The sequence below is a fragment of the Mucilaginibacter sp. P5_A4 genome (assembly GCF_056400605.1).
Genome location: NZ_JBFUKX010000045.1, coordinates 44,371 through 57,229, shown reverse-complemented (window position 1 = coordinate 57,229; position 12,859 = coordinate 44,371). Strand labels below are relative to the sequence as shown.

The following is a 12,859-nucleotide window of genomic DNA, read 5'->3' as shown; positions in this document are numbered from 1 at the left end:
TATTTAGGCACGACGTGCTCTCATCCTTTTTCACTCATAAAATGTATGTAAAGAATGTTTTAATATCTCCTAAACAAGATATAATACATTTTTTAATTTCAACTGTAAACATAGGAGGTACGAAGCAATCCCCACCTTACAGAGTAGCTTTGCAAATCCGATCTGCATACTTTGGGATTATTAATGTTGTGTTTTTATTTTTATAGGTATTAATGAGCTCCCTGCGGTCGGTTATCTTCGTACCTCGTATGACAGTCTGTTTTTTATTTTTAGACTGCCTCTTAAATTGACGCTAAAATTTGCCGGATTTGTGAGAAAGGCGGATGATAAGTTTCCAATTAATCCGGCTCAATATATCCCGATATAAATTGATTTTTCTTCAAAAAAGTGTATTTATAGTGAAGACAGGAACACTATATAGAAATTAACCAACAAAGAAAAAAGAAGTAAATCACTTTGCGTTTTAGCGTCTTTGCGCGAGATAAATTCAGATATCGAACTACAGTCCGTTAGCTTGATTTTAACCAAAAGTTAATATTTGGGTTTATAATGTTGATTATCAGTCGCATAAGTGTTCCGGTCTTTGTTGATTTTTAAAAAGCTTAAATTGTTGATAATCAGCCATAATGCGTTCCAAAGCGTTCGGTGTGTTCCACTGCACTCAAATGGAACAGTTAATAAATCAAATTTAAACAGCTTCTAAGTGAAAATAAGATTTGCCGGCAGTGATCGGGCGGAATTTCGATGCTTTTGAAAAAAGTATTATTTTTCTCCTATTAATATTCATTAAATGCATCTGAAGTTCGCTAAAGTTTGATTTTTTTTGAATCTTTCTTGTCCACATATATTGTCCGCAGCTGCCTTATAATTTCATCCTTAATGCAACGTTGTATATATTTGCATCAATAATATTGCTGAAAGGCTAATGGCACAAACCCGTACTAATTTTCACTTTGAAGACCTGCTGAACAAGCATCATTTAAAAAAGACCGCTCCCAGGCTCCGGGTGCTGTCCATGATGTCGTCCCGTAACGCGGCCACCTCCCAGCCCGACCTGGAAAGCGTGATTAACGATATCGATAGGGTTACCCTGTACCGTATCCTGAACACATTCGAGGAAAAAGGCATCATCCACAAGGTATTTGACCTTAACGGTACAGCAAACTATGCTCTCTGCTCATCCAATTGTGATGAAGCCCACCACCACGATGAACACCTGCACTTTAACTGTACCCAATGCAAAAATGTGTATTGCCTGGATGATTTGCACCTGCCCGCCATAAAGCTCCCCCCGGGCTTTAAACCGCAGAGTTTTACGTTATCCGCGACGGGCTTATGCCCTAAATGCAGCAAAAAGGCGGTAAAACAATGAAATTGAATCAAAGGTTTCTCGGTGTTGTAGCTGCAAATGGTGTACTGCTGTCTTTATTCTTTTGTCTTTGCTCCTTTACCCAGCAGAATGATACCATCCTGGTAGCCTCAACGTTCCGGTTCAAAACTGTTATAATAGATGCCGGGCATGGTGGTAAAGATCCAGGTGCGCGCGGCTCCTATTCTGTCGAAAAAAATGTAACACTGGCCATCGCCAAAAAGCTAAAAATGGCCATTGATACCGGGATCAAAGGTTTAACCACCATTATGACCCGTACCGATGATACCTTTATCCCCCTCAACCAGCGTTCGAATATAGGCAACCAGGCCCATGGCAATTTGTTTATTTCCATTCACTGTAACTCATCGCCAGAGGGTAATGCCGCTTCGGCTCATAAGCGCAAGGGCGTGCTGATGCTGGTTTACGGTTTCCACAGGCTAAAGGAGCAGGAAGAGGCCGTAAGGGAAAACTCATCTATATTTATCGAAAAAGACTATAAGCAAAACTACGAGAGCTATGATGAAAGCGATCCATCTAATGCTATCATACTCAATGCCTACATCCAAAAATACCGCAAGCAAAGTATCCTCTTCGGCGACCTGGTGAATGCTGAATTTACAGATACCGATGGCCGTGAAAGTGAGGGTGTAAAGGAGCAGGGCGTATTGGTATTAGCCCACAGCGCAATGCCAGCCGTGCTTATCGAAACTGGTTTTATCAACAACCCCGAAGAAGAGGATTACCTCAACTCGCCGGACGGGCAGGACGAAATTGTAAGATCAATTGTTACCGCTATAAATAATTACCGTAAGGCTATCGGGAGCCTGTAATTTTCGGGTATCATATACTACCATTGCTATAATCAGTTATATTCGGCTTTACAAATCTATATTGATGATAAAGCTGCTTAAGCCCTGTAAGTTTCTTTTTAAAAACTTGATCCCGGTATTCATCATCAGCAGTGCAACAGCACAAATTAAAGAGCAGGGGATTATCCCTCTGCCTTATAAAGTTGAAAAAAGCAGTGCTGTGTTTACCTTTTCGCTTGCAACTAATATCTCTGTTGGTGAGGGTATTAATGCTGATAATCTTGCGTTCTTCAATCAGTATTTCCGGTCGGTTGCGGGGTTCAGTTTGCTGGTCAAAAACACGGCTTCTATCAGCCTGAACATAGATTCCTCCAAGGTTACTGAACCCGAGGGATACCGGTTATCCGTGACCCGAAAGCAAATCAGCATCACTGGCCACGATGAGGCCGGTGTATTTTACGGGCTGCAATCGCTTATCCAGTTGCTGAAACCATCTAATGGAAAAATAACCGTACAAGGCTGTACCATTGAAGATCATCCCCGCTTTGCCTACCGTGGTATGCACCTGGATGTAAGCCGTCACTTTTTCACCGTCGAAACCATCAAAAAATGGATAGACATACTGGCCTTGTACAAGATCAACACCTTCCACTGGCACCTTACAGACGATCAGGGCTGGCGTATCGAAATAAAGAAATACCCACTGCTGCAAACTATTTCGGCCTACCGCGATGAAACTATCATCGGCCACAAACGCGATAGCCCGCACCTGTTTGATGGCAAGCGATATGGCGGCTATTATACACAGGGCGAAATTAAGGCTGTTGTAAAATACGCCATGAACAGGCATATCAGTATCATCCCCGAGATTGAAATGCCTGGGCACGCACTGGCGGCGCTGGCGGCTTATCCTCAATTGGGCTGTACCGGAGGATCTTATAAAACAGCTACTTACTGGGGCATATTTGACGATGTATACTGCGCGGGTAATGATGAAACTTTTACCTTTCTGCAAAATGTGCTGGATGAAGTACTGCCGCTTTTTCCATCAAAATATATCCACATAGGCGGCGATGAATGCCCAAAAAACAAATGGAAAACCTGCCCCAAATGCCAAAAACGCATTAAGGATGAGCATTTGAAAGACGAACACCAACTGCAAAGTTATTTTATTGGCCGGATGGAAAAATACCTGAACAATAAAGGCAGGCAGATCATCGGCTGGGACGAAATACTGGAAGGCGGTTTAACCCCAGGCGCAACCGTAATGAGCTGGACAGGCGAGGAGGGGGGCATTGCCGCAGCCAAACAGCACCATGATGCCATCATGACGCCCGAGAAATTTGTGTACCTCGATTACTACCAGTCATTATATCCCGCCGAACCTATTGCCGGTGGAGGTTACACACCACTAAGTAAGGTTTACAATTATGAGCCCATAACTAAAGAACTATCCGGTGATGAAGCCAGATACATCAAAGGTGTACAGGCCAATGCCTGGAGCGAGTACATGACCAATCCTGCCCAGGCCGGGCGGCAACTGTTCCCGCGGATATTGGCTTTAGCCGAAGTAGGATGGTCGGCAAAGGAAAATAAGGACTATGCCGAATTTTTGAAACGATTAAGATCTGAACAGCCCCTGCTCAAAACGCTCCATGTTAACACCTCCAATACTTTTGATGAGATAACTGACAGTGTATCCGAAACAGCAGATCACCAGGTATCGCTGAGCTTGAACACAACATTACCCGGCAGCAAAATATTTTACACCACCGATGGAACCACTCCAGGTTTAAAAAGCAAAAAGTACGATGAACCTTTTGCCATTATACAATCAGGGACGGTAAAAGCATCTGTATTTAGCCATGGTAAAGTAACCGGGCGGATGTATGAAAAATCTTTCCATCTGCATAAAGCCATTGGCAAAACTATAACACTTGCAAATCAGCCACAGGGAGGCTATAACCCGGGTAATACTTTCGGCCTGGTAAATGGTGTATTCGGCAGCAAATTATATAATGATGGGCAATGGTATGGTTTCAGCGGCAATGACCTGGATGCTATAGTCGACCTGGGTTCGGTACAAACAATATCACAATTGGGTATCAATATTTTAAAATATCACTGGCAAAAAATGTGGGAACCAACGCTGCTCACCTTTGAAGTATCCGAAGATGGAAAAGCCTACGCCGAGGTTTATCGCCAAACTGCGTTTAATGCCAATGGCATCAATGCTGTTAGGGCCAGCATAAAACCATTGCAAGCCCGGTACATCAGGGTAAAGGGAACCAATAGAGGTATAATACCGCCGGGCGAGTATATTGCCGGGGCAAAGGCCTGGTTATTGGTTGATGAAATTAGTATCAAGTAGTTAGTATCAAGTATCAAGATAGTTATTTGACTGAATTTTCAGAATTCTGATGATTCATTAATTCTGAAAATTCTGATTCAGACCAATCAATTTGCATATCTGCACATTTGAAATTTGCACATCTGTTTTTCATTTGCACATCTGCACATAAATTTTCATATTTTTATAACCAAACACTAATGTGTGCGTTATGTTGAGGTAACAAAGTTTAACTAATTGTTATTTTACCTTATAGCACTGCAAGAATAATCAATGAGCAAAGTATTTACAATAACTGAAGGTTTGGAGAATATGGGGGCTTTGCGAACGGGCGGCCAAGGCTCAGTTTATAAAGGACGGCGTTATGGCCCCATCATCACAGCGGTAAAGCTATTGCCGACCCCTATTCATACCGAAAGTACCGACGATAAAAATTTCAGAAATTTCCAAAACGAGGTTGAAAAACTAAAAAAGGTAAACGAAGAACCTAACCCTAATGTGGTTAAGATATTAAATTCCGGTATTACCGAGAGTGGTTCGTTCCCCTTTATCGAGATGGAGTATATTGATGGTCCCGATCTGGAAGATCTGCTGAAACCACCGCACGAGCCTATCTTTACCATTAAAGAGATCATCAAACTGGCCGATCAGCTGGCCAATGCCCTTTCGCACTGCCACAAGGTTTCGGTAAAGCACGGCGATATTAAAAGTAATAACGTAAAGTTCAATATCCATACAGGCAATTATGTACTGCTGGATTTTGGTCTTTCGGCTATGTCTGATGACCAGCGCCGTACCAGTATCCGCCATGCGGGAGCCATAGAGTTTATGGCGCCCGAGCAGAATGAGGGACTGATGTATTTCCAGACGGATGTGTACAGCTACGGCATTATTCTTTATGAGCTGATAGCCGGGCAGGTACCTTTCCCGTTGCGCGATAATGGCGAAACCGCCCGTAATGCGGTGATGCTGGCACACATGGATAACCAGGTGCCCGATGTAATGGAGCTGCGTAAAAAGAATTTGCCAGCTAGCTGGGCTGATAAGAAAAAGGAACACGAGATGCAGGTACCTGCATGGCTCCTGCAAATTGTTTCAAAATGTTTGGAAAAAGAGCCCGAGCATCGCTTCCCTAACGGGATGGAACTGCAGGAAACCCTGGTACACAGCAGCATTGCCGCGGTAAGCAGCAACCAGGCCGATGATTCATGGAATGCATCGGTATTATTGAAGGAAAACGAACGCCTGCAAGGACTGCTGCTTTATTACCAGGAGGCCGAAAGTGCAAGGGGCGTACATGTTATAAACAATAGTACAGAAACACCTGTTGTTGTTGGCAAGCACGCGGTGCGGATTTCCAAACCGGTATTTATAGGTTTAATTGTATTATTGGTAGTACTTACCGGGTTTTCTTCTGTTATGGCTATTAAACACCGGCGGGGCATTTATAATACTTTTTTTAAATCGACACCACCTCCACGGGATACTTTAAGCCGTGTTGCTAAACAGGCAAAGGTCGACAGCGTGAGGCCGGATAGCAATGTAAATCAGCCGGTCAATAATAATGATGATGCATCAGGTATTCCGCCCGAGGTGGATTCAATTGCAGATTCAATACTCAGGGGAGTGAGGCATAAACCTAAAAGCGATCCGCAATTTTATCGCGATAGCGTAAAGGCAGCCGATACATCAAAATTGAGTTTTTAGTTAATAGATAGTTAATCTCTAAAGATCCTCAGAATGGAATCTAAATCAACATTTTGGCAAAAGATAGGTCTGCAGGACTGGTTTCTACCGAATGGAAAAGCCGCCGCGGTAGCTGCAGTAAATAATAAAACACTTACGCCCGATGATGTTTACATGTACATTATCGAAAAATTCAAAGAATCAATTGGGCAGCTTTCCTTTGCCGATCGCGTGGTATTTTACCACGAATATATCATCAGCTTTAATGAAGAGGACTACCAGGATTTTATCAATAACCGCTCGGGGCTTTTTGGTATTATCGTGCATGAATCGGTAAAAAAGTTTTATGAGTTATTGCGCGAACACCAGGAAGTTGGTAAAAAGGTAGAGCCATCAAGTTCCAAATGGGTGTTCAGGCTTGTATCACACCCTGATTATGCCAAAGGCGACAAAGGCTTTATAGGCAAATTATTACCTGGCAGCAATAAAAAGGAGGAAAACCTGCGGGTTACTTTTATCCCCCGCCATACGGGTGTTGCACAAACCCTGGATATCAGCAACGACATCCTGAAAGGCTTTACTTATTATAGCGAGGGCTATTACGAGCTACCCTACTCGAACGAGCTGCATTATAATGAAAAGGACGTGGTAAAACCAGGGCAACAGGTTTTGGCCCGGCTGGATACCATTATGCCCGATAAGCAGTTTGTGGGCCGGAAGGTGGAGTTCCTGATGAAGAATGAGGATATTGTAGTATCAGGCAATGAAGAAACCCGTGAAGAAGCAGCCGTGTTCAGGATCCCGAGCGATTGGGTAAATACACCGCACCTGCGTATCCGTATGAATAAGGCCGATGGTAAGCTTTATTTATCCTCTTTTGGCGAGCTTACTATGATTAATGAACAGGAAGTTACCCGCAGCGATGTAAACTCGCCGCAATGGGTGGAGCTGCCCTTTAACTCAAAAATATTGCTGAATGGTATTATCGGCATTAACATATTTAAACCCGAAGCCTAATGTCACAAATATTATCAATAGGCTTATTGGCAATATGCGTTTTATTATTGCTGGCCCATTTTATCGACATAAAAAAATCCAGTAGAAACCATGACAAATAATTTTTTCGGGATAACAGACACCGGCAGGCAAAGGGATAATAATGAAGACGCCTTTATTGCCCAGAAAACCGATGATGGCAATTTTATCATTGCCTGCGTTATTGATGGTGTGGGTGGTTATGTAGGTGGTGAGGTTGCTGCGGATATGGCACGCGAGTGTATCATCAAAGACCTGTCATACATAGCCGGCGATGTAACCCCTTTGCTGGTGAACACTTTTGTTAATGCCAATCGGCAGATCTATGAAAGGAAATTACAGGATAAACAACTGGCGAACATGGCCTGTGTGCTTACACTTGCTGTTATTGATTTAGAGAACAACCAGTTTTACTATGCCCACGTAGGCGATACGCGTTTGTATTTGCTGCGCGATAATTCGCTCATCAAAATATCAAAAGATCATTCTTTTGTAGGCTTCCTGGAAGATTCCGGCAGATTGAGTGAAGAGGCCGCTATGGATCATCCCAAACGTAACGAGATAAACAAGGCGCTCGGTTTCGACCCGCACATAGTTAAGGATGCTGACTTTGTAGAGACAGGCCATTCGCCGTTTTTACCTGGCGACATGCTGCTGGTTTGCAGTGATGGCCTTACCGATATGGTAGATAAAAACCTAATAAAAGGTATTTTAACTGGCAGCGGGACCTTAGAAGATAAAGGTGCGAAACTAATTGACGCAGCTAATAGCAAAGGGGGCAAAGATAACGTGACCGTGGTGCTTGCGCATAATGATAAGGCCCCGCGCCAGCAGAGCGCTACACGTCCGGCGGCCGCTACCAGGGTGTCGGAGGAGATCATCGACCCTAAACATGAGCCCAAACTGCCCGACGGACCAACAAAAATACCGGTGAAAAGTAAAAGTAACCGGGGAACGGTAGTGCTGCTTTCTATTCTCTTCCTGGTGTTTTTATGCGGATTTGTATGGCAGTACTGGCTTAACCAGCAACTAAAGCATGATGACGTTAAATCAGCAGTAGCAACTAAAACCCTAAAGCCGAAAAGTGCGGGAGAGATAAAATTACAAGACACCCTCAATAAATTAAAAGGCAATACGCTTATACTCTCGGATGCCGACTTTAAGGAACCTATTATTTTGAGCGATTCCATTTACATTACAAAGGATAGTTTGTACATAAAAGCAAAAGGTAAAATTGTATTTAAAAAGGATTCTGCCTACAACGGCCCCGGGATAGTACTATCGCCCAAAAGCAAATATGTGGTGTTGGATAGTGTAGCTTTTGAAGGTTTCCGGGTGGCGGTTGCAACGCACAACGATGCACTGGTGTTAAAATATGTGCAGTTTAACAACTGTGTATTGCCTGTACAAACATCCTATATTTTCCCCGATAAAAAATACATTTCGGGCAGGTTGTTTGGCGGTATGTTCAAGATAGATTCCTTACCCAAAGCCATCAAAAAATAATGGATAAGGGTACACCTAATGCTCCGGGCAGGAGAATGGAACGGCTGTTTTTACTGCTCACCGGTATTGTGCTGGCTGTGTTGTTTGGCAAGCTTTATACCGTTTTGCAGCAAAAGTTTGTTGATGTAGATAAACGGCTTCTTGATGGTACTATAGTGAACCTTAATGCGCCAAATCCCGCCAAAAACGTAGCCGCGTTATTAAAAAAAGGGTACTATTTTGATGATCCCAGGGATGTTGGTTACATCGAATCAATTATTGCTGGTAAAGCAAACGCAGCCGTGGCTTTTGACAATGCCGGTGAGCTCAACAAACGCAGGTATTATGTTAATGCCGATGACGCCATTGCGCGGGGCGGCGAGTTGTTCAGACAAAGGGTTATGGATTCGCGCGAGTTGTTGGGCTACACCGGTGATGATTCTGTAAGGTTTTCGCAGGAAAAAAATCATCCACCGGAAATACCTGCACAAACCGACCTGGGGCTTGGTGAATATAGCATCAGGGGAACTATCAAACATAAAGATCAGCCCGTTGCAGGCGTTTTGGTTAGGCTGAATATGATATTGCCTAAGGATAGTATTTACTCCGACGAGGAAACCGCCGCTAAAAATACAACAACCGAAAACTCTCCATCCACCAAAAAAATTTATGTTTTAAATGCCGATAAAAAGCGACAGCTGCAATCACTAACTGCTTTTGCCCGTACCGATGCCAATGGCAAGTATGAATTTAAAAACCTGCCTACAGATAAAGCCTTTGAGCTATTACCCTTGCAACCAGGTTTTGAGTTTGGTCGATCCCAAGGGGTTGTAGAGCTGGATGGTGATAAAACTATCAACTTTTTCCAATCGGCGCATAGTATAAAACTGCTTTCGACTCGTGATTTTAATATCCTGAAAAAGGAGGGGGCATTCATTGTTCGTACAATTGACGATTTTAATAGCTGGTACTGGATAATAGCAGCCAGTTTTTTTGCCGGGTTCATCCTGATCCATGTCCTCCTCAGTTACCGTTATCCGCAGGCCGATCAATTGATTTTGCCATTGGTAATGATGCTCACGGGTATCTCGTTCCTTACATTATTGAGTTTGCAGGACCCGTTAAGGGATAGGTTTTTAGCCAAAGACACCCTTATGTATTTAGGTATGGGCGTTGGTGCTGTTTGCCTTATGTTGTTCATCAATCTGCGGCGGTTTACAGCAGACTCGGCGTTGTATAGGTTGTTGATATTTAAAAAGGCGCGTAGCGCCGCTAATGGCTGGCCATGGGCTATTGTGGCCATGGGCATTTTGTTCAGCACTATTTTGTTTGGTACGGGTCCGGAGGGCAGCGGGGTAAAAGTTAACCTTTTGGGATTTCAGCCCAGCGAGATTGTTAAATATTTGATCGTTATTTTCCTTGCGGGATTTTTCGCAGCTAATGAGAAATTCATCAGTCAGTACGCCAGTTGGGGTAAGCGCTGGTCGTTTTTTTCATTTGCTTTAATAGCTACCGTTATAACCCTGCTGCTGTTTTTGGTATTGGGCGATTTGGGCCCGGCAATGGTTATCTGCTTTACGTTTATTATCCTGTTTTCTTTCTCCCGCGGCGATTTCCTATCGATGGCCGGTTTTGTGATTTTATTTGTGTTGATCACCTGGTTTTTTGACAATGTTTGGCTAAGTACGGGCGTCACTTTTGGGATACTGGGTTTGATAGGATTTTTAAAGCCAAGGTTCCTGAGTGAATCGGCTATTATGGCGCTTATTGTGGTTAGCGCGTTTTTAACCATCGATAAAATTCCGGGGTTGGATAAGGTCATCCCCGGCCCGGTTGAGCGCCTGGTGGAGCGCAAAGCCATTTGGCAGGACCCCTGGAACAATGAAGTGTACGGAGGTGACCAGGTTGCCAACGGTCTTTGGGCCATGGCTGGCGGCGGCTTAACCGGCGAGGGCGTAGGGCAGGGCTTTGCCAAAACCATACCCGAAGCGCACACTGATATGATATTGCCTTCTATAGGCGAAGAGTTTGGCTGGGCAGGGATGGCAGCTGTGTTTATATTGTTTTTACTGTACCTGCACCGATCTATTATCATTGGACGGCAAACGGGTACGCCGTTACTGTTTTACCTTAGTGCAGGTATTGGTGTATGTACCTTTGTACAGTTTTTGCTGATAGCAGGCGGATCTATTGGTGCGTTGCCATTATCTGGGGTATCCCTGCCTTTTGAAAGTTATGGTGGCTCATCGCTGGTAATTAATTTGTTGGCCACCGGTTTTTTACTGTCGGTATCAATGGTAAAAGGTACGCAGGTGCAAATGAGTTTCATTACCAAACAACAGGATAAAAACCTGGTGCCGGCATTGGCAGCTGCATTGGCCGGGGTGGTTTTATTAACAGTAAACGTTTCCCGCTATAGTGCCGACAATAAAAAATGGGTGGTTAAACCCGCGCTGGTTGCTGATAAAAGCGGATTAAGGATGTTTAGCTATAACCCGCGTATTGCCATACTGATGAACAAGCTGCAGGCTGGTTCATTGCTGGATAGAAATGGTTTGATACTGGCAACCAGCAAGCCGGAGCTGATTTCAAAACAAAGGATGAAATTAGCGTCATCGGGTATAAAGGATTATAACCTCGATTCGGCTGTACATAAGCGGCTGGAAAGGTTTTATCCTTTCGAGGAGCAAATGTTTTTTTGGACTGGTGACGCAAATACCGGTGTATTTAACGGCAGCACCAACGGCTATTTTGCCGAATATGAACATGCTGCCGAACTACGTGGTTTTAAGATGCCCATTACCAGTTATAATGTAAAGGCATCCCGTTTTCAGGAAGACAGGTTTTTACCACGAGGCGTAAAGGAAATGACGGTAGCTAAAAAAGATTATAGCGCATTGGCGCCTTTGCTGCTGACTGATATTAACGGACCCGAAGTAGCTGCGTTCAAGAACCGGAACCGTGATGTGAAACTAACCATGGATGCCGATCTGCAGACCAGCATCCAGAAATCTATAGCTACAGATACATCCTTATATGACAATCGGGTATCTGTTGTGGTAATGGAAGCCAATACCGGCGATGTGCTGGTATCTGCGCAATATCCTTTACCTCCTGTGCATAATTGGGATCAGCTGACCATGTCGCAAGCCGATCAGAATAAGTTAGCCAACTGGATGACCACTACCGACCTTGGTTTTACCTACGCCTCACAACCGGGCTCAACAGCCAAGGTATTGACCGCTATGTCGGCCTTTAACAAATTGGGGATGGATGCTGCTAAAGTTACCTATCATGTGAGCATCGGGGAACGCATTCGTACAAAAGGTATTGAGCCGGATGAAACCGGGACGATAACAATGGAACGGGCCATAGCAAAGTCAAACAACGTATATTTCATCAAACTGGCCAATCAACAACACCTGGAAGAGTATATGGTTAACCTTTATATGAAGACAGGGATGTTTTTGCACGGGGTAGGTGGCTATTATTACAATAAGCCTGCTGACAATGATGCCCAGGAAGAAAAATGGCGTAACCTATGGCGTAAAACTGAATTTAATACCCGGCCACGCTATGATCCTAACAATATTCATAAAACCAGGGCTAAAGGTATCTCGGGTATGGCATGGGGGCAGGGTGAGCTGATAGCAACCCCCGCATCTGTGGCCAGGCTGGTATCAGGTGTGGCTAATAATGGTGTGCTGTTGGCTAACCGCTTTGTACTCAACATTGGCAAAACAAAAACACCAATAAAAGATGGTATCAAATTAACTGACAAGCCGCAGTATGCAGGTTTGCTAAGGCAATATATGATAACCCAAAGTGCGCCTAAAGTACCTATATTAGGCATAGCAGTGGCCGGCAAAAGCGGTACGCCCGAGCGCATAGTTAAAAACAAAAGTGTGAACGATGGCTGGTATGTTTTTTTTGCACCTGAGGCAAACGGAAAAGGTAATATGGTTGTTTGTATCCGTGTAGAATCAACTAAAGGATCATCAGACGCGGTTCATTTGGCAGGTAAGCATGTAATACCATTCCTGCTAAAGAAAGGTTATATGAAAAGTATAGTTCCGGTAGAGATAGAAGCACCAGAAGAAGCGAATCAATAAAAAAATGGAA

The 12,859-nt window shown here is 43.9% G+C and carries 7 protein-coding genes; all 7 read left to right on the top strand.

The window, feature by feature from the left end; genetic code table 11:
• Positions 1–925: 925 nt before the first annotated feature.
• Positions 926–1,372, top strand: a complete 447-nt coding sequence (locus AC1DQW_RS22040) for a Fur family transcriptional regulator (RefSeq protein WP_477402791.1) — start codon at positions 926–928, stop codon at positions 1,370–1,372.
• The gene (locus AC1DQW_RS22035; RefSeq protein ID WP_477456037.1) at positions 1,369–2,202 is read left to right on the top strand and encodes an N-acetylmuramoyl-L-alanine amidase family protein; all 834 of its coding nucleotides are present in this window, start codon (positions 1,369–1,371) and stop codon (positions 2,200–2,202) included. The genes AC1DQW_RS22040 and AC1DQW_RS22035 overlap by 4 nt, the downstream gene beginning before the upstream one ends.
• Before the next feature lie 64 nt (positions 2,203–2,266).
• Positions 2,267–4,552, top strand: a complete 2,286-nt coding sequence (locus tag AC1DQW_RS22030) for a glycoside hydrolase family 20 protein (protein ID WP_477456036.1) — start codon at positions 2,267–2,269, stop codon at positions 4,550–4,552.
• 252 nt (positions 4,553–4,804) lie between these two features.
• A complete protein-coding gene (locus AC1DQW_RS22025; RefSeq protein WP_477456035.1) occupies positions 4,805–6,238 on the top strand; it encodes a serine/threonine protein kinase in 1,434 nt (477 codons plus the stop codon).
• Positions 6,239–6,271: 33 nt separating this feature from the next.
• Positions 6,272–7,234: a hypothetical protein gene (locus AC1DQW_RS22020; RefSeq protein WP_477412033.1), complete on the top strand. Its 963-nt coding sequence runs from the start codon at positions 6,272–6,274 to the stop codon at positions 7,232–7,234.
• A 90-nt stretch (positions 7,235–7,324) separates the two neighbouring features.
• Positions 7,325–8,758: a PP2C family protein-serine/threonine phosphatase gene (locus AC1DQW_RS22015; RefSeq protein WP_477456034.1), complete on the top strand. Its 1,434-nt coding sequence runs from the start codon at positions 7,325–7,327 to the stop codon at positions 8,756–8,758.
• A complete protein-coding gene (locus tag AC1DQW_RS22010; protein ID WP_477456033.1) occupies positions 8,758–12,849 on the top strand; it encodes an FtsW/RodA/SpoVE family cell cycle protein in 4,092 nt (1,363 codons plus the stop codon). Before AC1DQW_RS22015 ends, AC1DQW_RS22010 begins: the two co-directional genes overlap by 1 nt.
• Positions 12,850–12,859 lie beyond the last annotated feature (10 nt).